General features: G+C 58.9%; 23 protein-coding genes. 6 read left to right on the top strand and 17 right to left on the bottom strand.

Annotated elements, in window-relative coordinates; translation table 11 throughout:
* Positions 1-22 precede the first annotated feature (22 nt).
* A complete protein-coding gene (locus ASD46_RS07495; protein WP_004432025.1) occupies positions 23-910 on the bottom strand; it encodes a DMT family transporter in 888 nt (295 codons plus the stop codon).
* 376 nt (positions 911-1,286) lie between these two features.
* On the opposite strand from ASD46_RS07495, the gene ASD46_RS07490 reads away from it, so the two are divergent.
* Both ASD46_RS07490 and ASD46_RS07485 read left to right on the top strand, forming a co-directional pair.
* Positions 1,287-2,618, top strand: coding sequence for a UDP-glucose dehydrogenase family protein (locus tag ASD46_RS07490; RefSeq protein WP_035252640.1), 1,332 nt, complete (start codon positions 1,287-1,289; stop codon positions 2,616-2,618).
* Positions 2,619-2,704: 86 nt separating this feature from the next.
* Positions 2,705-3,727: an NAD-dependent epimerase gene (locus ASD46_RS07485; protein WP_004432021.1), complete on the top strand. Its 1,023-nt coding sequence runs from the start codon at positions 2,705-2,707 to the stop codon at positions 3,725-3,727.
* Between the two features lies 1 nt (position 3,728).
* On the opposite strand, the gene ASD46_RS07480 is transcribed toward ASD46_RS07485, so the two are convergent.
* The 4 genes from ASD46_RS07480 to ASD46_RS26280 are packed head-to-tail and all read right to left on the bottom strand — an operon-like array spanning position 3,729 to position 7,741.
* A complete protein-coding gene (locus ASD46_RS07480) occupies positions 3,729-4,775 on the bottom strand; it encodes a glutathione synthase (RefSeq protein WP_004432010.1) in 1,047 nt (348 codons plus the stop codon).
* A gap of 17 nt (positions 4,776-4,792) precedes the next feature.
* Complete coding sequence (locus ASD46_RS07475; protein ID WP_060641918.1) at positions 4,793-6,670, bottom strand: flavohemoglobin expression-modulating QEGLA motif protein; 1,878 nt, start codon at positions 6,668-6,670, stop codon at positions 4,793-4,795.
* The gene (locus ASD46_RS07470) at positions 6,667-7,497 is read right to left on the bottom strand and encodes an N-formylglutamate amidohydrolase (RefSeq protein ID WP_004432005.1); all 831 of its coding nucleotides are present in this window, start codon (positions 7,495-7,497) and stop codon (positions 6,667-6,669) included. Before ASD46_RS07470 ends, ASD46_RS07475 begins: the two co-directional genes overlap by 4 nt.
* Positions 7,478-7,741, bottom strand: coding sequence for a hypothetical protein (locus tag ASD46_RS26280; RefSeq protein WP_075807788.1), 264 nt, complete (start codon positions 7,739-7,741; stop codon positions 7,478-7,480). The genes ASD46_RS07470 and ASD46_RS26280 overlap by 20 nt, the downstream gene beginning before the upstream one ends.
* A gap of 44 nt (positions 7,742-7,785) precedes the next feature.
* Here ASD46_RS26280 and ASD46_RS07465 point away from each other — a divergent pair, with 44 nt between their 5' ends.
* The 4 genes from ASD46_RS07465 (at position 7,786) to ASD46_RS07450 (ending at position 10,614) form a co-directional block, all read left to right on the top strand.
* The gene (locus tag ASD46_RS07465) at positions 7,786-8,013 is read left to right on the top strand and encodes a hypothetical protein (RefSeq protein ID WP_004431991.1); all 228 of its coding nucleotides are present in this window, start codon (positions 7,786-7,788) and stop codon (positions 8,011-8,013) included.
* A 17-nt stretch (positions 8,014-8,030) separates the two neighbouring features.
* Positions 8,031-8,591 (top strand): type 1 glutamine amidotransferase domain-containing protein, encoded by a 561-nt coding sequence (locus tag ASD46_RS07460; RefSeq protein ID WP_004431989.1) that lies wholly within the window; start codon positions 8,031-8,033, stop codon positions 8,589-8,591.
* A gap of 146 nt (positions 8,592-8,737) precedes the next feature.
* Complete coding sequence (locus tag ASD46_RS07455; protein ID WP_004431988.1) at positions 8,738-9,964, top strand: NAD(P)/FAD-dependent oxidoreductase; 1,227 nt, start codon at positions 8,738-8,740, stop codon at positions 9,962-9,964.
* A gap of 149 nt (positions 9,965-10,113) precedes the next feature.
* Positions 10,114-10,614: a ferritin-like domain-containing protein gene (locus tag ASD46_RS07450; protein ID WP_004431986.1), complete on the top strand. Its 501-nt coding sequence runs from the start codon at positions 10,114-10,116 to the stop codon at positions 10,612-10,614.
* A gap of 80 nt (positions 10,615-10,694) precedes the next feature.
* Here ASD46_RS07450 and ASD46_RS07445 read toward each other — a convergent pair whose 3' ends face one another.
* From ASD46_RS07445 to ASD46_RS07390, 12 genes are all read right to left on the bottom strand, one after another.
* Positions 10,695-13,031, bottom strand: a complete 2,337-nt coding sequence (locus ASD46_RS07445) for a glucose/quinate/shikimate family membrane-bound PQQ-dependent dehydrogenase (RefSeq protein WP_019566511.1) — start codon at positions 13,029-13,031, stop codon at positions 10,695-10,697.
* Positions 13,032-13,135: 104 nt separating this feature from the next.
* On the bottom strand, positions 13,136-13,366 hold the full coding sequence (locus ASD46_RS07440; RefSeq protein WP_004431981.1) for a hypothetical protein: 231 nt from the start codon (positions 13,364-13,366) through the stop codon (positions 13,136-13,138).
* Between the two features lie 71 nt (positions 13,367-13,437).
* Positions 13,438-13,725: a hypothetical protein gene (locus ASD46_RS07435; RefSeq protein ID WP_233283685.1), complete on the bottom strand. Its 288-nt coding sequence runs from the start codon at positions 13,723-13,725 to the stop codon at positions 13,438-13,440.
* 152 nt (positions 13,726-13,877) lie between these two features.
* A complete protein-coding gene (locus tag ASD46_RS07430) occupies positions 13,878-14,921 on the bottom strand; it encodes a helix-turn-helix domain-containing protein (protein WP_050923926.1) in 1,044 nt (347 codons plus the stop codon).
* Between the two features lie 117 nt (positions 14,922-15,038).
* Positions 15,039-15,824, bottom strand: coding sequence for a 3-hydroxybutyrate dehydrogenase (locus tag ASD46_RS07425; protein ID WP_025595201.1), 786 nt, complete (start codon positions 15,822-15,824; stop codon positions 15,039-15,041).
* A gap of 4 nt (positions 15,825-15,828) precedes the next feature.
* Positions 15,829-17,784 carry an acetoacetate--CoA ligase gene (locus tag ASD46_RS07420; protein WP_035199957.1) on the bottom strand — a complete coding sequence of 652 codons (1,956 nt, stop codon included), beginning with the start codon at positions 17,782-17,784 and terminating at the stop codon, positions 15,829-15,831.
* Positions 17,781-18,665, bottom strand: coding sequence for a 3-hydroxyisobutyrate dehydrogenase (gene mmsB, locus ASD46_RS07415; protein WP_025595203.1), 885 nt, complete (start codon positions 18,663-18,665; stop codon positions 17,781-17,783). The genes ASD46_RS07420 and mmsB overlap by 4 nt, the downstream gene beginning before the upstream one ends.
* A 13-nt stretch (positions 18,666-18,678) precedes the next feature.
* On the bottom strand, positions 18,679-20,274 hold the full coding sequence (locus ASD46_RS07410; protein WP_004431964.1) for a GMC family oxidoreductase: 1,596 nt from the start codon (positions 20,272-20,274) through the stop codon (positions 18,679-18,681).
* A 73-nt stretch (positions 20,275-20,347) separates the two neighbouring features.
* Entirely contained in the window at positions 20,348-21,355 is a 1,008-nt protein-coding gene (locus ASD46_RS07405) for a branched-chain amino acid ABC transporter permease (protein ID WP_004431962.1), read from the bottom strand.
* A 1-nt stretch (position 21,356) separates the two neighbouring features.
* The gene (locus ASD46_RS07400) at positions 21,357-22,244 is read right to left on the bottom strand and encodes a branched-chain amino acid ABC transporter permease (RefSeq protein WP_004431959.1); all 888 of its coding nucleotides are present in this window, start codon (positions 22,242-22,244) and stop codon (positions 21,357-21,359) included.
* A 2-nt stretch (positions 22,245-22,246) separates the two neighbouring features.
* Entirely contained in the window at positions 22,247-22,948 is a 702-nt protein-coding gene (locus ASD46_RS07395) for an ABC transporter ATP-binding protein (RefSeq protein ID WP_004431956.1), read from the bottom strand.
* Between the two features lies 1 nt (position 22,949).
* On the bottom strand, positions 22,950-23,735 hold the full coding sequence (locus ASD46_RS07390) for an ABC transporter ATP-binding protein (protein ID WP_025595206.1): 786 nt from the start codon (positions 23,733-23,735) through the stop codon (positions 22,950-22,952).
* Between the last annotated feature and the right edge of the window lie 3 nt (positions 23,736-23,738).

Genomic DNA, 23,738 nt, shown 5'->3' with positions numbered 1-23,738 from the left:
TGTTTCCGATCGATGGATGACTTCAAAGCCGATTGCGGAAAAACGGATTCCAGCGAACTGTGCCGAGCCTGACCCTTTCGCGGATCATCGTCAGAAGTCCCGATGCGGCGATGACACCCAGCCCAAGCACCGCGATCGCATCCGGATATTCGTGGAAGAAAGTCATGCCGATCGCCACGGCCCAGAGGATCTGAGAATAATGCGAGGGTGCAATCTGGCTGGCCGGCGCGATACGTGTTGCGACGAGCAGCGTTATCTGTCCCGTCGCCGTGCAGAGGCCGATGAAGGCAAAGGCGGCGAACTGGTGCAGATTGGGCATGACGAACTCGGGAATCGAGGCAATGCCGTTGAAGGTGAGGCCGTAGACCAAAAGCACGCCCATTATCGAGGTGCGCTTCTCCTTGCCCGCAAGCGAGCGGAGCAGCACGATGGTCATCGCCGCCAGGAATGCGACACCGATGGCTGCGACGTGCCCGAGTTCCAGCGCCTTGAAGCCGGGCCGCACGACGAGCAGAACACCGACGATGCCGGCCAGAACGGCCGCCCAGCGCCATGGCCCTATATCTTCCTTCAATACGACAGCCGACAGCACTGTCACAAACAACGGTGAGAGAAAGATCAGCGCATAGGCTTCGGCCAGCGGAATGGTGGTGAAGGCATAGATACCGAGAATACCGGCGAACAGGCCGGAAATCGCCCGCCCGTGCACCGCAAACGGACGGCTCATGCGCCAGAATTCACGCCACCTTTCCTCACGCGGCTTGCTGAAGAAGATGAAGATGCCGGAAAACAGGATGCTGAAAAAGCCGATCTCGAAAACGCTGATCTGTGATCCAAGCGACTTGATCGTGGCATCGCCCAGGGAAAAGGTCGCATAAGCGAACAGACCGAGCAGAAAACCCTTTTGCATTTGAACTTCCCCGAACAGCGACCGCAACGCAAAGCGCACCCCGGCCGCTTAAAGCAACCCGGACGCCCCTTAAGGGACAGACAGTCTGGCAGATTTGATCCTCACCCTATGGCTAGACCCGGCTACCTATGAGTGCAAGCCGCAAAAGCCGCAAAAACACCCGATCCGACCGCATCGATGCAGATGGCCGCAAGGTGCGGCAAATTTGTCCCGTCGACGCCATCATATCACCGTCACGGAAAGAGGTTAGCCCGTGTTGATCGTGGCGCTTGGCGGCAAGCGTGAAGGCGGCTAAACAATGTGGTGTGATTGCACCCGCTGATTTCGCCTGAAGCTTGCTGCGCGAACATCGCCTCACGAACCGAAAGGAAGAAGAATGCGGATAGTGATGATCGGTGCCGGTTATGTCGGCCTTGTTTCCGGTGCGTGTTTTGCCGATTTCGGCCATGACGTGATCTGCGTGGACAAGATGCCGGAGAAGATCGAAGCGCTGAAAAGCGGCCATATCCCGATCTTCGAACCGGGTCTGGAGGTCATCGTTGCCAACAACGCCAAGGCGGGCCGATTGAGCTTCACCACCGACCTCTCCTCCGCGGTTGCCAATGCCGACGTCGTCTTCATCGCGGTCGGCACGCCCTCGCGGCGCGGCGACGGCCACGCCGATCTCGGTTATGTCTATGCGGCGGCGAAAGAAATCGCCCATTCGCTTGACGGCTTCACCGTCATCGTCACCAAGTCCACCGTTCCCGTCGGCACGGGGGACGAGGTGGAACGCATCATCCGCGAAGAAAACCCTTCGGCCGATTTTGCCGTGGTTTCCAACCCGGAATTTCTGCGGGAAGGCGCGGCCATCGAGGATTTCAAGCGACCGGACCGCATCGTCGTCGGTCTTTCCGACGAGCGCGCCCGCCCGGTGATGACGGAGGTTTACCGTCCGCTCTATCTCAACCAGTCGCCTTTGCTCTTCACCACCAGGCGCACTTCGGAACTGATCAAATATGCCGCCAACGCCTTTCTGGCGATGAAGATCACCTTCATCAACGAAATGGCGGATCTGTGCGAAAAGGTCGGCGCCAATGTTCAGGATATTTCGCGCGGCATCGGCCTCGATGGCCGCATCGGCGCGAAGTTCCTGCATGCCGGTCCGGGTTATGGCGGCTCCTGTTTCCCCAAGGATACGCTGGCGCTTGCCAAGACCGCACAGGACTATGACGCCCCTGTGCGGCTGATCGAGACCACCATTGCCATCAACGACAACCGCAAGCGCGCCATGGGCCGCAAGGTCATCAACGCGGTGGGCGGCGACGTGCGCGGCAAGAAGATCGCGGTCCTTGGCCTGACCTTCAAGCCCAATACCGACGATATGCGCGACAGCCCGGCGATTGCCATCATCCAGACCCTCCAGGACGGCGGCGCCAAGGTGGTCGGCTACGATCCGGAGGGAATGGTGAATGCCCGCCATGTCATCGAGGATATCGACTATGCAAGCGGCCCCTACGAGGCTGCCGAAGGCGCCGATGCCGTCGTGATCGTGACGGAATGGAACCAGTTCCGCGCACTCGATCTGCCGCGCCTGAAGGCCATCATGAAAAACCCCGTTCTGGTGGATCTACGCAATATCTACCGCACGGACGAGGTCACCGGGCACGGCTTCGTTTATGCCGGCATTGGCCGCCCACACGACAGCAGTTCCGACAAGGGCCAATAGCGGTTTCGCCTTCGAAGTTTCATTAAAACGGTTTTTGCGCTTCGGTTCGGCCGCAAACGCACCAACGGATTTGGGATATAGTCATCATGCGTTATCTGGTTACCGGCACCGCGGGCTTCATCGGTTTTTACGTTGCCAAACGGCTGCTCGATGCCGGCCATTTCGTAACCGGTTTCGACGGCATGACGAAATATTACGATGTCAGCCTGAAAGAAAAACGCCATGCGATCCTTTCCCGCTCCAACGGTTTCAGGGCGGAAATCGGCATGCTGGAAGACACGGATGCGCTGAAGCGCGCGGCAGAGGCTGCCGAACCGGAAATCATAATTCACCTCGCCGCGCAGGCGGGTGTTCGCTACAGCCTCGAAAATCCACGCGCCTATATCGATTCCAATCTCATCGGATCGTGGAACATGCTGGAGCTTGCCAAGAACCTGCGTGTCAAACACCTGATGCTGGCTTCAACTTCCTCCATCTACGGCGCCAATGAAAAAATTCCCTTTGCGGAAAGCGACAAGGCCGACGAGCCGATGACGCTTTATGCGGCCACCAAAAAATCGATGGAATTGATGGCGCACAGCTACGCCCATCTTCACAAATTGCCCACCACAGCCTTCCGTTTCTTCACGGTTTACGGACCGTGGGGACGGCCGGACATGGCGCCAATCAAATTCGTCGACGCCATCTCGAACGGCGAGCCGATCGATATTTACGGCCAAGGCAATATGAGCCGCGACTTCACCTATATCGATGACCTCGTTGAAGGTATCGTCCGGCTGAGCCAGGTCATTCCGTCCGAGGAAAACCGGGTAACTGAGGAAGGCGTCACCGACACGCTGTCGCACCACGCACCCTTCCGCATCGTCAATATTGGCGGCGGCCAGCCGGTAGAGCTGATGCACTTTGTCGAAACGGTCGAAAAGACGGTCGGCAGGCCGGCAATCCGCAACATGTTGCCGATGCAGCAGGGAGACGTCCCCCGCACCTTCGCTTCACCCGATCTTCTGAGAGCCTTGACGGGCTATGTGCCGCAAACCCCGGTCGAGGAGGGCATCAAGGCCCTCGTCGCCTGGTATCGTGACATGCAGTCGACAGAGCTGCGCGAATAAATCAAAGCGTCGCTAGAAGACGATTGGAAAGCATACCGCCGGAGGCGCTCTGCATGGCGATCTTGGTTTCCACGGCTTCGATGATCGTATCGCTGAAATCGACATCGGTGAGGTCGCGAATGTTGGAAAGACCGCCGGGCGAAAACACGTTCACCTCCAGTATCTTGTCGCCGACAATATCAAGCCCGACCAGGAACATACCGTCTTCCACCAGCTTGGGCCGCATCATTTCGGCAAGCGCCACAATCTCGTCCGTCACCTTCACGGCCTCGGCAGTGCCCTTGGCGTGAATGTTGGAGCGCAGATCGCCTTTTGCCGGAACGCGGCGCAAAGCCGCATATTGTCCGTCGCGCATCAGAGGCTTGCCATTCATCATGAAGAACCGAATATCGCCATCCTTGGCGGCCGGCAGATAGGCCTGTGCAATCAAGTAACCTTCGAGACTGACCGCCTCGAAAATCTGGTTGAGATTGGCCTCCTTGCTGGAGCCGATCTTGAAGACGTTCTTGCCGCCTGAACCCTGCAGCGGCTTGACGATGACACCCTTAGGGTGGGTATCCGCAAATGCGCGTATTTCATCGACATTGCGCGAGATGATCGTGGTCGGGCGTACGATTTCCGGAAAGCTCTGGAAATAGAGCTTGTTCTGCGCCAGCGCCAATCCTTCCGGGTCGTTCAAAACCACAACGCCGCGCTGTTCTGCCAGCCGCCCGAACAGAATGCCGGCATGCACCGCCCATGGCCGCGTCGTCTGATCCAGCGAGGGATCGTTGCGCAGCATCAGCGCGTCGATTTCCTCTACATCCATGGTACGCCGTTCCAGTGCTTTGTCCTGAAGTGCCGCGTGAAAAGCATCGGCTTTCTTGTATTTGGCCTTCGGTAGAACGGTGGCGTGTACGGTCAGGCTATCATCCGAGCGCAAGGTAAAATCGCCAGGCGTCAGATACACCACCTCGTGACCGCGATTGAGCGCCGCCATGGCCAGCAGGCCGGTTGCGAAAGTAGGCCCCTCAGTTTCGATGGAATTGACGAAAAATGCGATACGCATAAGCCCCTCCTGTAATATTACAATGTCGCCAGTTCGGCGATGGATAATCCGGCCCGTATCTTTTCCAGCCGCTCATTGGCCTTGGCCGGCAGCAGAAAAGCGGGACGTACGCCCGGCGGACGCAAGAGGCCGCGCAAGGCAAGCTCCTGCATCACCGGGAAATGGGCAGCGGCAATCTTGCCCATCCAGAACGGATCGAGCGCGCCACCCTTGCGCAGATGCTCCAGCACCTCCGCAAGCCCACGCAGATAGATCGCGTCCTTGGAAAGACCGCCGCCACGATAGATGCGCAAAACCATGTTGAAGGCGCCAGCCTCGTCGAAACCATGATCGCGGGTCATAGTCCGGAACGTCTCAACAAAAGTCGCGCCGTCCAGCATGGCGGCGCAGCCGACGACACGGCCGGCGATCAGCCGCAGGCGCTCGCGCGTCATGCCGCCGGCCAGATGTTCCGCCAGCACTGCCAGCCCTTCCTGCACGCCCTCGTAACCGGAAAGGCCGGTGCGGAAGAGCCGGAGGCCCTGAAACGAACCGTTGAAATAGGTGAGGAGATGCACGCCGATCTCATGCGACAGCAGCGCCTCGACCCGGCGCTGTTCCATGACGGTGTGGCGAGAAATCAGGAGCTTCTCGCCCGTCACCATCAGGCCAGGCGGCAGGTCATCCCTGATCTCGACACGCGCCTTGAATTCCGGCTCCTCCGCCAGATAGGTCTCGATCATCTCGCGCGATTTTTTGGCGACCGCATAACAATCGACCATGGCGATTTCGCCGCTCTCATCCTTGCGTGGGCAATCGGCAAGCACCTTGAGCGCCAGCGTCAGAAGCGCGGGTTCGACGGCACCGTAAAGGGCGCGGGAGAAATCGGTGAAAGTACGGCGATGCAGATTGGCGAGCATGGTCAGTTGCAGATCGATCTCCTGCTGTTTCTCCCGGTAGAGATGATAAAGCACCGGGTCTTCCAGATGATCGAAAACGACGGAATAGAGCTTGCGTTTCTGCTCCTCGACGTCAACGCCGAGCGGCCGGTAAAGCAGGCGCGGCGCATATTGGAAGCTGCCATCGCGAAATTCCTCGAAGGCCCGGCGGGCATTGATCGGCGTCACGGACAGAAGAAAATCAAAGGACGAGACGATGTCGTCTATTGAACGATCGGCACGTCTGACGGCATCAACGAAGGCCTTGCGGCCGAGCGCGCGATGGCTGGTAACCTTGAGTGCATCTTTACCGGCAGCGAATGACGAGAAGGCCTGAAGGCCGGCATCGAAAATATCCGCAATCATCGTCTCGCGCAGGCCGGGATAATCGGCGCCGGATTCAGGCTGTCGGTAGATCGGCGCGAAACGCACGCTGATGCAGGGAAAATCAAGCCCGGCATTTTGAAATCTGAGGATCGGATCGGCATCCGGTTCGGGCCGGGTTATGCGGGGCGTGCGGAAACGCACTTCGGCATCACAAACCGCCTTAATGAAAATACGGCGTGCACTTTGCGTTTCCGGCTCAGATGTTGCCGAGACGGAAACCTCATAATGCGGCAGGAAAGGTGAATCGTCAGCGAGCAGAATGTCGTGTTCCAGTTCGCCGATATCGAGAACCATGAAGGCGCCGAAACGTTCGCGCATGGCCGTGCCGACGGCTGCAATCAGGGGTGCAGCCTCCTGAATGCTCGATGCGATCAGATAAGATGCATGCGCAGAGGCGATATCGCGGGCCGCAAGGTCCTTCGTGCCACCAGTCAGATGCAGGCAAAGAAACGGCAGCGGCCGGTCGATATGCAGCCGGCCGTTCTTTCCGACATCACGACGGACGGCTTTGCCGGCCTCAAGGCAGGCGACGACATCGTCTACCAGCTCGATAACCTGTAACGGTTCACCACGCGCCGAGGAGACGTTCATCGCCGCGCCCTCAGGCATTCTTCGAGAACCGGCTGAAGTGCGGTGATAGCGTCGCGAATATCGGAAACGACGCGCTTATCCGGCTTACCGGTCCACTCGTCCATGAAGAATTTCTTGAACTCCACTGCGATGGCGCAGCCGTTCTGCGCAAAACGCTCGTGAATAAACCGGGTCTGCTCACCCTTGCCCTGAAAGGCGACGTTCTCGCGTACATCAAGGCGGCGTCCGCCGATGGTGGCTGTCGCAAAATGATGGCCCACCGCACTGACGACGTCACTCCAGCGGCTGCGATCCATGGAAAATGTGCCGATATTGATATCAGGCGCTTCCGCCTGGGGCGTTTGCGGCGCTGTAGCGCCCTGCCGGCGATGATTGTAGCTGTGTATGTCCAGCACGACAAAAGCACCATGCCGCCGCTCGACGGTTGAAAGAACTGCTTCGAGCATTGCGTAATAGTCGGCATGAAAATCGAGCGATTGCCGGGTGGCCTCTTCCGGCGGCTCCTGTTTCCAGACCTCCAGCCCCCAGGATTGTTCCGGCTTCAGATAAACTGCCTGATCGGCGAACCGGTTGAGATCGATTTCGAAACGCGAATGGTGAACGACAATGCGGTTTGTCATTCCCGCGATCATCTCGCCGGTAAAAGGGTCTTCCTCTCTCAGCCGCTGGTCGGCGGAAAGAGCCATCAGCGAGGCTATGTCCGGGCGAATGAGATGACCATCATGAATGGCCGTGCCGATGATCGGTGAATTGCCGAAGTCGATCGACCAGAAACCCTTGTTTTCGTCGTTGCCGCGGCACTCGCCGTCACTGTGTCTGGCTGTCATGCTGCCTCCCCTGCATCTGGGCTAAAACAGCACGACTTGCCGGTTTGTTCCGATAAAAATTGCGCGCGATACATTTGTCCTTGGCAAGAATCCGCCTGAAAAAATGCGGAACCATACCGGAAAGCTCACGTTGTTCTGGCAGGAGGGCCGCCGTGTCAAACGGACACGATGGCGCTGAAGAACATCGGGATTTTTCCGTTTTCTCCCGGTGGCCAACGAAATGGCAGCCGAGCTTCTTACCCATCCGGCGCCCTCCGTCCCCGCTTTCCACGCACAAGGAACCGCGACATGGAAAAGACCGAAACGCGTAAACTTGCAGAAGAATATCTGCGGCTCGGCGGCACCCGTCAGGTCATGATCGACGACAACAAGACCTTCGTGCGCCAATGGGAAGACGAACCGGCAGAAGCCGAGACCTTCTGGCAAACGAATATCGAAAAGCTCGATCCGGAGCGCCGTGAGGATGTGGAGTTTTTTCTGCCCTCCGTGAATTCGGACAAAGACGAAAACAGATAAACAGGAAGGAAACAGACATGACTGCCATCAACACTGCAAAAATCGTCATTCTCGCAACGGACGGCTATGAGCGTTCGGAACTGCGCGTGCCATATGATCAGCTGAAGGCCAAGGGCGCGGACGTCAAGATCGCCTCGATCAAGGATGGTGAGATCAAGAGCTGGGACGAAAAGAACTGGGGCGACAGCATCGCCGTCGATATGTCCGCGAAGAACGTCAGCGCCAATGATTTCAATGCACTCGTCCTGCCCGGCGGCCAGATCAATCCGGACGTATTGCGTCATGACGAGGATGCAATGCGCGTGGTGCGAGATTTCGTCAAATCCGGCAAGGTCGTGGCTGCCATCTGCCATGCCCCTTGGCTTCTGGTTGAAGCAGATGCCCTGCGCGGTCGTGACGCGACCTCCTATTGGTCGATCAAAACCGACCTGAAAAATGCCGGCGCCAACTGGAAGGACGAAAAGGTTGTGACCGATAAGGGCATCATCACGTCTCGCAGCCCCGATGATCTGGACGCCTTCGTCGCCAAAATCATCGAGGAGGTCGAAGAAGGCAACCACGAGCGCCGCGCTGCCTAAGGGCCGTAAAGCGGAAAAAAACCAGAGCGCATCCGGCCTATCCAAAATGGCCGGATGCGCTCTCTGTCTTTGTTTGTTCGCATTTTCCAGACGTAACCCGCCAGGCGTTTCCACCGTAAATGCCCTGCACCTTTCAGGAAAACTCCATGCCCACATCGGAACTGACGAAGGAACGCGACCTCAGGGAATCGAAACCCCTTTGGGCCGACACGCCACGCATAGGCCTCCGCACCAGAAACACCCCGAGTTCCGACCATTACGATACGATCGTCGTCGGCGCCGGCATCAGCGGCGCGCTTGCCGCCCATGCGTTGCAGAGACCGGGGCAATCCATGCTGATCGTCGACCGGCGTGATCCGGTGATGGGCAGCAGTGTCGCCAGCACTGCGATGATACAGCACGAGATCGACACACCCCTGATCGAGCTCAGAAAGATGATCGGCAAGGATGCTGCTGATCGGGCGTGGCAGCGCTCCGCGCGCGCCGTGCTGCGGCTGGAGGAAATCGTTTCTTCGCTTGGCATTTCCTGCAGCATGGCGCGCAAACAGGCGCTTTATCTTGCCGGAGACGAGATGGGTTTGCGTGCATTGAAGGCCGAAGCGGCAGCGCGCGAAGAGGCCGGGATCGAGGCCCGCTTTCTCGACACCGCAGAACTTAAAAACGACTATGCGATTGAGCGGACAGGGGCGATCCTCAGCGATATCTCCGCTTCCGCCAATCCGGCGCAGCTGACGGCAGGCCTGTTGCGCCACACAGCGGGCGCCGGCGCTGAGATCGTTTCACAACTTGAAATCACCGATCTTCGAAATCTCGGTGACGAGGTGGTCGTCGCCACAGCACAGGGCGAAATCATTTCCGCGCGCAATATCGTTTTCTGCACCGGATACGAATTCCTGAAATCGCTCGAAAGCCCGAAACACCAGATCATCTCCACCTGGGCGCTGGCGAGTGCGAAGGGTATCGATCTGCCGGACTGGCTGAATAGCCACATCCTCTGGGAGGCTTCAGATCCCTATCTCTACCTGCGCACCGACCGGGACGGGCGCCTTATTGCCGGTGGTGAGGATGAAGAGAACTCCACATCCTACCTGTCTGAGAGCAAGCTTGCCTCCAAGGCGGATGCAATCAAACGCAAGATCGAAAAGCTTCTTGGCGTCGACATCGGCGAACCCGAATATCGCTGGGCGGCCGGCTTCGGCACGACCACCACGGGCCTGCCGCTGATCGGCGCGGTTCCCGGCATGAAGAACGTTTATGCCGTCATGGGCTTTGGCGGCAACGGCATCACCTTCAGCCAGATCGCCGCCGAGATAGTCGCCGCTGCCGTTAATGGTGGCAAGGACCCCGACGCCGATCTCTTCCGTTTCGACTGATGCCGCTTGTCATCCTATATGCGGCGGAGCGTCTGCTGGAATATAAAACGTTGCGCGCAACAGAGCCGGAACCATAGGGGCTCCGAAAGGTTTGTCTCCCGTGCGCAATGGCGTACATCACGCACTTTCACACCATGGGAGAAGAACCAATGGCCGAGAAAAAACTCGACGACCTGTTTTACGATACGCTGAAGGATATCTATTACGCCGAAAGGCAGATCCTGAAAGCTCTGCCGAAAATGGCGCGGGCAGCGACAGACCCGAAGCTGAAACAGGCCTTCGAAAAGCACAAAGAAGAAACGCAGGGCCAGATCGAACGCCTGCAGGAAGTGTTCGAGATCATCGGCAAGCGGGCGCAGGGTAAGACCTGCGAGGCCATCCAGGGCATCATTGCCGAGGGCGAAGAGATTATGGACGATTTCAAGGGCACCGCAGCTCTCGATGCCGGTCTCATTTCCTCAGCCCAGGCGGTCGAACATTACGAAATCGCCCGTTATGGCACCCTGAAGGCATGGGCCGAAAAGCTTGGTCATGCCAATGCCGTTACCCTGCTGGATGCGACGCTGAAGGAAGAGTCCAAGACGGACGATGCGCTGAGCGCGCTTGCCAAGACATCGATCAATGCCGCAGCACAGAAAAAGGCGGCCTGATCGCCTTTTCCAACTGCACAAGCAAAAACCGGAATGGTCACCCATTCCGGTTTTTTTTGTTTGATTGAATCCGCCTCGTTTTACGGCAGGGTATAGGCGATCACATAGTCGCCCGGCTTGGTTCCAACCGAGCCGTGACCACCCGCAACCATCACAACATATTGCTTGCCGCCATCCAGCGCATAGGTCATGGGCGTTGCCTGCCCGCCAGCCGGCAGACGTGCTTCCCAGAGCTGTTTGCCGGTGGTGAGGTTGTAGGCGCGCAGATAGTTGTCGACGGCAGCACCGAGGAAGGCCACGCCACCCTTGGTAATCATCGGCCCGCCAATGCCCGGTACGCCCACCTTGAAGGGCAACGGCAGCGGCGTCATGTCATGGACCGTGCCGTTCTTGTGCTTGTAGGCGATATCGCCGGTGCGCAGGTCGGCACCAGCGACATAACCCCACGGCGGTGCCTGGCAGGGGATTTTCAGCGGACCGAGGAACGGTCCCATGAAGACGCCATAGGGCGCACCGTCATTGCGGTTCAGCCCCTGCTCACTGCCCTTCTCGTCCTGGCCCTTCGGCGGGATGTCGGCGCGCGGCACGAGCTGCGAGGTAAAGGCAAGGTATGTCGGCATGCCGAACATGACCTGACGTTCGGGATCGACCGCGACGCTGCCCCAGTTGAACGTGCCAAAATTGCCGGGATAGATGATGGAGCCGTTCAGCGAGGGCGGCGTATAGCGGCCCTGATAGTTCAGCTGATGGAAGCGGATGCGGCAGGCGAGCTGATCGAACATGGAGACGCCCCACATGTCCTTTTCCTTCAGCGGCTCCGGCTTGAACGACAGCGCCGTCGTTGGCTGAGTCGGGGAGCTGAAGTCCTCAGGGATTGTACCGCCCGGTGCCGGTTCTTCCGTAATCGGCAGAAGCGGCTCACCCGTGCGCCGGTCCAGAACGTAGATATCGCCCTGCTTTGTAGGGCCGACGAGTGCAGGAACGCTTTGACCGTTCTTGGTGATGTCGAGCAGCACCGGCTGGGCCGGCACATCCATATCCCAGAGGTCGTGATGAACCGTCTGGCGCACCCAGCGATCCTTGCCGGTATTGATATCGAGCGCCACGATGGAGGAGGAATATTTCTCCACATTCTCGCTGCGACCCATACCAAGCTGGTCCGGCACCTGATTGCCGAGGGGTACGTAAACGAGGCCAAGCCCCTCGTCGTAGCTCAACACGGACCAGCTGTTCGGCGAGTTGGTAGTGTAGGTTTCGCCTGCGGCAATCGGCTCGGTCTTTTCCGGATTGCCGGAATCCCAGTTCCAGATGAGTGCGCCGCTGTTCACATCGAACGCACGGATGACGCCGGACTGTTCCTGCGTGGAGTAGTTATCGTTCACCGCACCGCCGATGATGATCTTGCCCGCCGCGATCACGGGCGGCGAGGTCGAATAATAATAACCGGCAGGATTGTATTTCATGCCCTGTTCCAGATGCAGCACGCCCTGATCCGCAAAGGATGTGCAAATCTGACCGGTCGCTGCATCAAGCGCAATCAGCCGCGCATCCGAGGTCGGCAGGTAAACGCGCTGGGCGCAGGCGGTGCCCTGTGCGGCATTGGGTTCGGCATAATAGGAAACACCGCGGCACGTCTGGTGCTGGCGGTCCGGGTTAAGACCGACATTGGGGTCGTATTTCCATTTTTCCTTGCCGGTGGCGGCATCAATGGCGATCGCCCAATTGTGCGGCGTGCAGATATAAAGCGTATTGCCGATCTTGAGCGGCGTTACCTGATAGGTGGTTTCACCCACATCATCCGGTAGCTTCACGTCGCCGGTCTGGTACCGCCACGCTTCCTTCAGCTGCGAAACATTATCGACATTGACCTGCGTCAGCGGCGAATAGCGCTGGCCATAAGGCGTGCGGCCGTATTGATGCCAATCGCCATCCGGCACGTCGCCGCCATAGATCGGAGCTGACGCCACCTTCTCCTCAGACAAGGACCCTGCCTGGTCATGCGGATCCTGCGCCATCGAATATCCCGCCACCACAATGGAGGCGAGAACGGAGAGCGCGAGTGGCCAGGCGTTCGGGCCGTAATTCAGCCCTGTCGGGCTTGAAAAACCGAGAGGCTTCCTGACCCAGGGCACCAACAACCACAGGCCGATAAGAATGACGAAGCCACCCCGCGGCCCAAGTTGCCACCAGTCGAAACCCACTTCCCAGAGGGCCCAGGCGAGTGTCGCGACAATGAAGACGGCATAGACGTGGAGAGCTGCCCGGTTACGCTTGAACAGCAGAATGGCTGTCAACAGGAAGGCCATACCGGAAAGGACGTAATAGAAGCTCCCGCCCAACATGACGAGCTGAGAGCCAAAACCGAACAGCGCAAGGCCGATCAGCGATAGAATAACCGCAGTAACGGTGACTGCCATGAATGAAACCCCCGATTCCTGTCACTTTGCGTGAAATGGAATTGGGGGCAATCTGGTTCCATACAAACTCAACATTCACCGTGAAAAATTTCACGGCATGATGGTTATGGGTTTTGTGGCGCCGGCGCAGTCTCCGTCTGAGCGTTTTGCGGCCGGTTCTCGTCGGGTTCGAAAACCGCATATTCGACGACCGTCCAGACCACCAGCGCGAGAAGCAGACTGACAACCAGGATGACAAGAACCGGACGTCCTTTTACCCCTTGCCGCGCCCGCGTTGCGGTTTCATTTTTCGGATCATGCCGACCGCCAAGATAGCTGGTATTTTCTCTGGCCATGTCTCTCACTCCCTGTAACCCTGGTGATTTAATTCACAGGGACACAGTTTGTTCCAGACAGCAAAATCAGCTTAGCCGTACTCTGCGACCGCAAGTCTATCGCAACCGGCACCGTCGAACTCATCGACCGCACTGAAACTTTGCCCAATCCCCAGCCACGAGAATGGTGGCCGGCGATTGACGTCTTCGGTTTCGCACTGGATTTCCGGCGGGTTTTCAGAAATCGACAGCCACAGCGGTGGTCCCGCCGTTTCAAAGTCGCATTGGTCGCCGGCGGCTTCGAGGTATCTCGTCGTGTCGCGGCGACGCACCCGCCATACGGGCAGCATCTCCAGAAAATTGAGAATTCGTATCATCATGATTGTCAGGCGAAATATCTATTAAAAACAACGTCCGTACTGTGGCACGCCCGCCGCGCAAGCGCATCCCTGCGGAGGTACAAGCGGAACGAATGGTCGGATTGTGCCAACATTCCGTCATACAGTGTCAGATCGGCTTCGAAACAATCGCGTCAGCGACCGAGCTGCACGATCCAGCGTGTCCACTCTGCGCTATCCGGTTTGATAATATCCGGTATGGTATCGCGGTTTTCGGATGCGAAATGCCGCATCTGACGCGGCGACAGGCCGAAGGTCTTCTTGAAAACGCGGCTGAAATTTTCCGGGTTGGTGAAGCCATAGGACGCCGCCACCTCAGCTATCGTCATATGGGCCGACTGCGGCGCCCGCAGGAAATCCATTGCCCGTTCGAGGCGCCTATGGGTGATACAGGCCGAAAACCCGCCCAGCGGTTCGAAAAGCCGGTAGACGGTGCGTCGCGATACGCCGAACTCGCCCATGACCTTTTCCACCGACAAGGCCGGATCGAGCAGATGATTGTCGATATAGCGCCTGATGGATGCTCGCAGCGCCCGCTGAACACCCTGCGCATTGTCTTCCCGGACATGATTATTGATGGCAGCCGCGGCAAGCTCCAGCAATGGCGAGACCGTGGCCGCGCCGTCATTGGCGTTCATGACGTCAAAGTGGCGGTAAACGCTGGTCATCGTTTCCCGCAGCAGAGATACCAGCGGCAAACCGGCCGGCAGCACGCGCTCGTGATTATTGCCGGAACCGATGAGCCTGCCTTCCAGCAGCCGGCGCGGCACGACAAGGCTCAGATGATCGTGATCGGTTGTGGCTGTGGCCAGCGGCTGCGCCATGTCAATGATGTAGAGATCGCCCGGGCCGGCAGTCTCGCCCGCTCCGCGCCGCGACATGCTTTGGCCGCTGGCGTAAAATTGCAGGAGAAAGCCGTCCATCCCGTCCCGGGCAATCTTGTGGCGCGAGCGGTCGAAATCCTGCGCCGAGGACTGGGTGCGGCCAAGCGCGACATTGCCGATGAAGGCGGCATCGACACTAGCAAAAAAACCGTCATCCTGCGATCTGCGCAGGCGGGCATCAAAAAGCACGTTGATCGAATCCCGCCACAGCGCCATGGCGTCGCGCTTCGGCACATGGCGTGTATCGAAACGCGAGCGCGCTAACGGAGCTTCCGAAAACCCTGTGTTCATAATACCGCTGTTCCGTGAAAACGGCGCTGACCCCGCCGCACGCAAAACTATACAGTATTGAAATCGCCTCACAATACCGGAAGGACGGCAGATGGTTCGCTTGAGCCGGATGCGCGAAAATTATTTAGCGGTCCAGCCGCCATCGATGGAAATGGTGGTGCCGGTGATGGAGCGCGCCATATCGCCGGTGAGGTAAAGCGCCATCTCCGCCACTTCCTCCGGCTGCACGAAACGTCGCGTCGGCTGCGGCGCAAGCATCACCTTCTTCACCACCTCATCCTCGCCCATGCCATGCAGGCGCGCCTGATCGGCAACCTGCGCCGCGACGAGTGGCGTCCAGACGTAACCGGGGCAGATGGCGTTGCAGGTAATGCCAAGTTCGGCCACTTCCAGCGCCACGCTTTTCGTCAGGCCCACCACGGCATGTTTCGTCGCCACATAGGGACCCTTGAAGGGTGAGGCGCGCAACCCGTGCGCGGAAGCAATATTGACGATGCGCCCCCAACCCCTTTCCTTCATGCCCGGCAGGGCTGCACGGATCGTATGAAAAGCGCTGTCGAGGGAGATCGCGACAATATGGGAGAAATCGGCGAAATCGAATTCGTCGATCGGCGCGACCTTCTGAATACCGGCATTGTTGACGAGCACGTCAATGTGACCGAATTCGGCAATGACGGTTTCCGGCAGATGTGCACTCTCGTCATAATTGGCGAGGTTGGCAGAAAAATAGACCGGCCGGTGCCGCGCCACCTTCGCAACCGCCTCCAGTGCCTGCGTCGCCGCCTCCACGGTTTCTATGCCGTGGACGGCGACGAGAAATCCCGCCTCGGCAAAACGTTTGGCGATGGCAAGGCCAATGCCGCTGGTGGAGCCGGTGACCAGAACGGTTTTCGGTTGATCCTCCATCATCCTAATCCTTCAGTTGCGGCAGGTTGCGGAAAAGCTCGAGCGCTTCGGGATTGGCGAGCGCGTCGGTGTTTTTCACCGGCCTGCCATGAATGGTGTCGCGAACTGCGATTTCGGAAATCTTGCCCGAGCGCGTACGGGGAATGGCCGTGACGGCAATGATCCTTGCCGGAACATGCCGTGGCGTAGCACCCGAGCGGATGCGGGTACGGATGGTCTTTTCGAGGTCCTCCGTCAGCGCTGCACCCTCTTTAAGGCGCACGAAGAGGATAACCCGCTGGTCACCGTCAATGTCCTGACCCACGGCAATCGCTTCCTCGACCTCCGGCACTGCTTCCACCTGACGGTAGATTTCCGCCGTACCGATGCGAACCCCACCGGGATTGAGCGTCGTATCCGAGCGCCCGTGGATGACATATCCGCCGGTGGCACGCATTTCGGCAAAATCGCCATGCGCCCAGATGCCCGGGAAGCGATCGAAATAGGCAGCCTGATAACGAGAACCGTCCTCATCGCCCCAGAATTTGACCGGCATGGAAAGATGGGCATTGCGGCAGACGAGCTCACCAGCCACGCCGCGAACGGGATGGCCTTCGTCGTCCAGGGTATCGACATCCATACCGAGCATCGCGCCCTGCAGCTCCCCACGGTGAACAGGTTGCAGCGGATTGCCGCCAAGGAAACAGGCGCATATATCCGTGCCGCCGGAAATGGAGGCGAGATGCAGATCGGCCTTCCAGTCGCGATAGATATAATCGAAGGATTGCGGGATGAGCGGCGAGCCGGTGGAAAGGATTGTCCGAAGGGATGAAAGGTCATGGGTTTCGCGCGGTTTCAACCCTGCCTTCAGGCATGCGTCGATAAATTTGGCCGATGTTCCGAAGGTCGCGATCCGTTCGGCGTCAATGAGATCGATCAGCCGCGCGGGCGACGGATAACCCGGATTGCCATCATAGGTGACGAGGGTGGCGCCAAGCGCCAGGCCGGACACCTGCCAGTTCCACATCATCCAGCCGCAGGTGGTGAAATAGAAGAAACGTTCGCCTTGCCTGATATCGCATTGCAGCTTCTGCTCCTTCATATGCTGAAGAAGCAGGCCACCGCCGGAATGGGTGATGCATTTCGGCTTGCCGGTGGTGCCGGAGGAATAAAGGATCGCCAGCGGCGCCTTGACCGGCAGCCGGTTGAACGCGATTTCACCCGGCTCAAAGGGCGAAACGAAATCATTCAACGTCACGCAGCCGAGATCGGAAAGGCTGGCGGGAACAACGTCACCAATCAGCACTATCTTTTGAGGTGCAGCGCTTTCCACCACCGCGCGGATGGTCGGTCCGACATCGATCCGCTTGCCGGCATAACCGTATTCCGGCACGGCGATGAGGATTTTCGGATCGATCTGCGAGAGCCGGTCGGACGCTCCCGCCGGGCCGAAATCCGGTGAACAGGACGACCAGATGGCTCCGATGGCGCTCGTTGCCAGATAACCGACGATCGCCTCGATATCGTGGGTGACGATAGCGCCGATACGATCGCCTTCCTTCACGCCTGCGTGGACAAGCGCCTGCACCATGAGGGAGACATCCGCATAAAGCTGCCTGCGGCTGATTTCACGCCGCGTGCCATCATCTCGATGGGCGATGATCGCCAACCGTTTATCGGCATCGCGCAGCAGGTTTTCGGCATAATTGAGCCTCGCGCCGGGATAAAACTCGGCTTCCCGCATGGTCGCGCCAGGCTTGAAGGCCCTTTCGCCGCGCGTGCCGATGATCCCCAGCTCGTCCCACAGGGCATTGTAAAAGGCATCCGGTGCCTCAATGGACCAGCGCAGCAGGCCGGAATAATCATCAGCCGAAAGCCCATGCAGCGATGAGGTCCTTGTGGCAAAGGCAAAAAGCGCCGAGTGCTCCAGCCTTTCCATTGGCGGTACCCACAGAATATCCGACGGCGTGGCGTCCATCATGCCTCGCCTCCGCGTAGCATTTCGACGATTGCGGAAAAATCACGCGCGCCACCGCCCTCACCCACGAAGTTCTCATAAAGCGTCGATGCTGCGGCGCCGAGTGGAGTGGCAACGCCGGCTCCACTCGCGGCCGCCTGCGAGAGTAGCAAATCCTTCAGCATCAGCGCCGCAGCGAAACCCGGTTGATAATCATTGTTCGCCGGTGATGTCCGCACTGGTCCCGGCACCGGGCAATAGGTGGTGAGCGACCAGCATTGACCCGATGAGGTGGAGGCGACATCGAACAGCGCCTGATGCGAAAGGCCGAGTTTTTCGCCCAGCACGAAGGCCTCGGAAACCGCAATCATGGAAATGCCGAGGATCATGTTGTTACAGATCTTGGCCGCCTGGCCGTTGCCGCCCTTGCCGCAATGGACGATCTTCTTGCCCATGGCTTCCAGCACCGGCTTGGCCGCCGAGAAAGCCTCAGCCTCTCCGCCACACATGAAGGTCAAGGTGCCGGCACTGGCACCGCCCGTACCGCCAGATACAGGCGCGTCGACGGAGGGGCAACCGGCGGAAGCGGCAAGCTCGTGTGCCTTCAGGGCGCTGTCCATATCCACCGTCGAGCAATCGATGAGAAGCGTTCCGGCAGCTATTTTCTGCACCAGATCGCCATATACCGAAACAACATGTTCCCCCTTCGGCAGCATGGTTACGATCACTTCTGCCGCATCAATGGCTTCTGCAGAATCAAAAGCGACGGGAATTCCGGCCTCCCTCGCCGCCGCGCGGCATGCCTCGGAAAGGTCGAAACCCCTGACGGCATAACCGGCCTTGACGAGATTGGCGGCCATCGGCAGGCCCATATGGCCAAGTCCGATAAAAGCGACGGTCTTCATGGGAACGCTCCTCTTAGCGATTATCCGCAAGGATCATGTCGGCAGCCTTTTCGGCAATCATGATCGTTGGCGAATTGGTATTTCCGGACGTGATCCTCGGCATGATGGAGGCGTCCGCCACACGCAGCCCTGCAAGCTTGCGGAATTTCAGCCGCGTATCGACAACACTTTCGGCATCGGAGCCCATGCGCAGGGTGCCGACGGGGTGGAATATGGTCGTGCCGATATCGCCCGCAGCGCGGGCCAGATCGTCGTCATTCTCAAAAGTGGGGCCGGGCCGGTATTCCTGCGGTTTGAACCGCGAAAAGGCGGGCTGGTTGACGATGCGGCGCGTCAGCCGCATGGAATCGATGGCTACCCGGCGGTCGCCTTCCGTCGACAGATAATTCGGTCGGATTTCCGGCTGCATGGCGAAATCCGGTCCTTTCACATGCACTGAGCCTCGGCTTTCGGGCCGCAGATTGCAGACACTTGCCGTAATGGCCGGAAAAGTGTGAACCGGATCACCAAACTTGTCGAGTGACACCGGCTGGACATGATATTCCAGATCCGCCGTCTCCTTTTCCGGAGAGGAACGGGTGAAGACACCAAGCTGGCTCGGCGCCATCGACATCGGCCCGGAGCGGGTCAAAGCATATTCGAGGCCGATCCTTGCCTTTCCGAACAGCGTGGAGGCCCTCTCATTCAGCGTCAGGACGCCTGAAACCTTATAGACCATGCGCAATTGCAGATGATCCTGCAGGTTCTCGCCCACACCTTGAACTTCCGTCACTGTGTCGATACCGGCGGCCTGCAACACGTCGCCGCGGCCAACGCCGGAAAGCTCCAGAATGTGTGGTGAACCGACTGCACCTGCCGAAAGCACCGTTTCGCGCCGTGCACGCATCTTTTTCAAGACGCCGTCGTGGTGAAACTCGACGCCTGTGACCAGGCCCTCTTCGACGATGAGACGCTTGACATGGGCCTTGGTCATGACTGTCAAATTCCGGCGGCCAAGCGCCGGTTTCAAAAAGGCCTTGGCCGTGTTCCAGCGCCAGCCCGACCGCTGGTTCACATCGAAATAACCGGCGCCTTCATTGTCGCCCCGGTTGAAATCTTCGGTCGCAGGAATGCCGGCCTCACCCGCCGCCTGCTGAAAGGCATCAAGCACATCCCAGCGCACGCGCGCCTTCTCCACCCGCCATTCGCCGCCGGTGGAATGCATGTCGCCCTTGCCGCGATAAAAATCCTCCGACTTCAGGAAATAGGGCAGGATATCATCCCATCCCCAACCCTCGCAGCCGAGTTGACGCCAGACATCGTAGTCGCGGGCCTGACCGCGCATATAGATCATGCCGTTGATGGAGGAGCAGCCGCCGAGAACCTTGCCGCGAGGATAGATCAACGACCTTCCGTTAAGCCCAGGTTCTTCCGCCGTCTTGAAACACCAGTCGGTGCGCGGATTGTTGATGCAATAGAGATAACCGACCGGAATATGGATCCAATGATAATTATCGTTGCCACCCGCTTCCAGCAGCAGGACGCGATTGTTCGGGTCTTTCGAGAGGCGGTTGGCGAGAACGCATCCCGCACTTCCCGCTCCGATGACGATATAGTCAAATTCCGCCATGCTATTCTCCATGGGGCGCCCTTGCCGCGTCGCCCCGGACGCGGAGGAGCCTTCCCCCTGTTTCAAAAAATTCTTATCCCCGGTGCTGAAAACCCAGTTTTCGCCCGAGCCGCGAAGCGTAAAATTCACCGATCAGACCGCGCCGGAACACCAGAACGCAGGCCATGAAAACGAGGCCGGTGATGATGGTGACCGGGAAATCGGATGTCGCGAGATAGTTCTGCAGCGCGACGACAAGCCCCGCACCGAAGATCGGGCCGATCATGGTGCCAATGCCGCCGAGCAGGGTCATCAGGATAACCTCGCCCGACATCTGCCAGGCCACATCGGTCAAGGTTGCGAACTGGAACACCAGCGCCTTCAGGCCGCCCGCAAGACCGGCAAGCGCCGCCGACATGACGAAAGCACCAAGCTTGTAACGCTGCACGCTGTATCCAAGAGAAATGGCGCGCTGCTCGTTTTCGCGGATGGATTTCAGGATCATGCCGAAGGGCGAGTTGACGAAACGCCAGATGACGAGAAGTGCCAGCACGAAGGCGGCCAGCACCGTGTAGTAAATGTTCAGCGGCGCGTTGAGATCGAGAAGGCCGAAGAGGTGTCCACGCGGTACGCCCTGCAATCCGTCCTCACCATGGGTGAAGGGTGCTTGAAGGCAGAAAAAATAAAACATCTGCGACAAGGCAAGCGTGATCATGGCGAAATAGATGCCCTGCCGGCGAATGGCGAAAAAGCCGATGACGAGGCCAAGAAGGGCGGCACCCGCCATGCCGATGAGGAGGCCGATCTCGGGCGTGACGCCCCATTCCTTCACCGAATAGGCGGTGAAATAGGCAGCGCCGCCGAAAAATGCCGCATGGCCGAAGGAAAGCAGCCCGGTGTAACCGATCAGCAGATTGAAGGCGCAGGCAAACAGCGCGAAGCAAAGCAGCTTCATCAGAAAGATCGGATAAACGAACATCGGTGCAGCGATCAGCACGGCCAATCCTGCCAGTATCATCACGGTCTTGATGGTTCCAGCGGTTGCGGAAACCTCGGCCTGCGGCATCGCGCCGGCTGTCGGGTTGTGAGTGGCTTTGGACATATCAGGCGTCCTTTCCGAAAAGTCCGGCGGGGCGGATGAGCAGCACAAAGGCCATGATGACGAAGATGACGATGTTGGACGCTTCCGGGTAGAACACCTTGGTCAGGCCTTCAGCGATACCCAGCATGTAGCCGGTGACGATGGCGCCCATGATCGACCCCATGCCGCCGACCACGACGACGGCGAAGACGACGATGATGAGGTTGGTGCCCATCAGCGGTGAGACCTGATAGATCGGCGCGGCCAGCACGCCGGTGAAGCCGGCAAGGCCCGCACCCAGCGCGTAGGTCAGCGTCAGGAGCACAGGCACGTTGATACCGAAGGCCTGCACCAGTGTCGGATTTTCCGTCGCCGCCCGCAGATAGGAGCCGAGCCGCGTTTTTTCGATCAACGCCCAGGTGGCGATGCAGGCGACAAGCGAGATGACGACAACGAAAGCGCGGTAGTTCGGCAGGAACATGAAGCCGAGATTGGTGCCGCCGGCAAGCTCGCGCGGAACCGAATAAGGTTGACCCGCCGCACCATACAGCCAGCGGAACGTGCCTTCCACCACCAGCGCCAGGCCGAAGGTGAAGAGCAGCCCATACAGCGGATCGAGATCGTAAAGCCGCGACAGTAGCAGGCGCTCGATGATCGCGCCGAAAAGTGCAACGACAAGCGGCGTCACCACCAGTGCCCACCAGAAGCTGATGCCGAAATATTGCAGGCCGAGAAAGGCGACGAAAGCGCCAAGCATATATTGGGCGCCATGGGCGAAATTGATGACGCGCAGGAGGCCGAAAATGACGGCAAGGCCGAGCGACAGGAGCGCATAAAACGACCCGTTGATGAGGCCGATCAGCAATTGCCCGAGCAGGGCCTGAAGCGGAACGCCGAAGAGCATGGTCATCGTTAAACCCCCAGCACTTTATTGAGTTCGCCCATGCGGCCGGAAAGCTCGCCCACCGGAAAATTGCTGACCATCTGGCCATGATCCATCAGGTAGAAACGATCTGCGATGCGGCTGGCGAAGCGGAAATTCTGCTCGACCAGAACCACTGTCATGCCACGACTTTTCAAGGTCTTCAGCACCTCACCGATGCGCTGCACGATTACAGGCGCAAGCCCTTCGGTCGGCTCATCGAGCAGGAGAACCTTGACCCCTGTGCGCAGGATGCGCGCCATGGCCAGCATCTGCTGTTCGCCGCCGGAAAGCTTGGTGCCGGGGCTCGCCCGGCGTTCGTAAAGATTGGGAAACAGCTCGTAGATTTCATCGAGCGTCATGCCGCCGGATGCGACGACGGGCGGCAGTTTCAGATTTTCCTCGACGCTCAGTGTCGCGAAGATGCCGCGCTCTTCCGGCACGAAACCGAGGCCGTATTTCGCCGTGCGATGCAACGGCACCGGCATCAGATCCTTGCCGCCGAGCTTGATCACGCCCTTGCGGTTGCGGATGATGCCCATGATGGTGCGCAGCGTCGTGGTCTTGCCAACCCCATTGCGCCCGAGAATGGTGATGGTTTCGCCTTCGCCGACGGTCAGATCGACACCGTGCAGCGCCTGGCTTTCGCCGTACCAGGATTTCAGGTTGGAGACTTCGAGCATTGCCGCCATATCACGCCTCCTCCGTGCCCATATAGGCCGTACGCACGCGCGGATCGGCGGATACGGTGGCGTAATCGCCTTCCGCCAGAATTTCGCCCCGCTGCAGCACCGTGACCTGATGGCAGATATCCGCCACGACCTTCAGATTGTGTTCGACCATCAGCACCGCGCGCGTTTTGGCCACTTCGCGGATGAGATCGGCGACATGCGCGACATCCTCGCCCCCCATGCCCGCCATCGGCTCATCGAGAAGCAATACCTTCGGGTCGAGCGCAAGCGTCGTGGCGATTTCAAGAACGCGCTTGCGACCGTAGGAAAGATCGGCCGCAAGTGCATTTTTTTCCCGTGTCAGGCCAACCGTTGCGATCAACTCCTCGGCACGTGCATTGAGCCTGTCGAGTGAAGAGAGCGGCAGCCAGAATTGCGTTGAAAGGTTATTCGGCCGCTGCAACGCCACCCGAACGTTCTCAAGAACCGTCAGATGCGGAAACACCGCCGATATCTGGAAAGACCTGACGAGACCGAGCCGCGCCACCTTGTCCGGCGGCGTCTTTGTTATATCCGTTCCCATGAAGGTGATCGCCCCGCCTGTCGGCTGGAGAAACTTGGTCAACAGGTTGAAGACCGTGGTTTTGCCGGCGCCGTTCGGACCAATAAGTGCATGCACGCGGGCATGATGGACGTCGAGATCGACGTTTTTCACGGCCGCGAATGCGCCGAAGGTCTTGGAGAGACCGCGCGCCGAAAGCACGACGCGGGGTTCCGCCTGACCGGCAGGGGCGGGAGCGATCATCATGAA

This window comes from Rhizobium sp. Root491, from assembly GCF_001427205.1.
GTDB classification, from domain to species: domain Bacteria; phylum Pseudomonadota; class Alphaproteobacteria; order Rhizobiales; family Rhizobiaceae; genus Agrobacterium; species Agrobacterium tumefaciens.
This window is presented reverse-complemented; position numbering and strand designations above follow the sequence as displayed.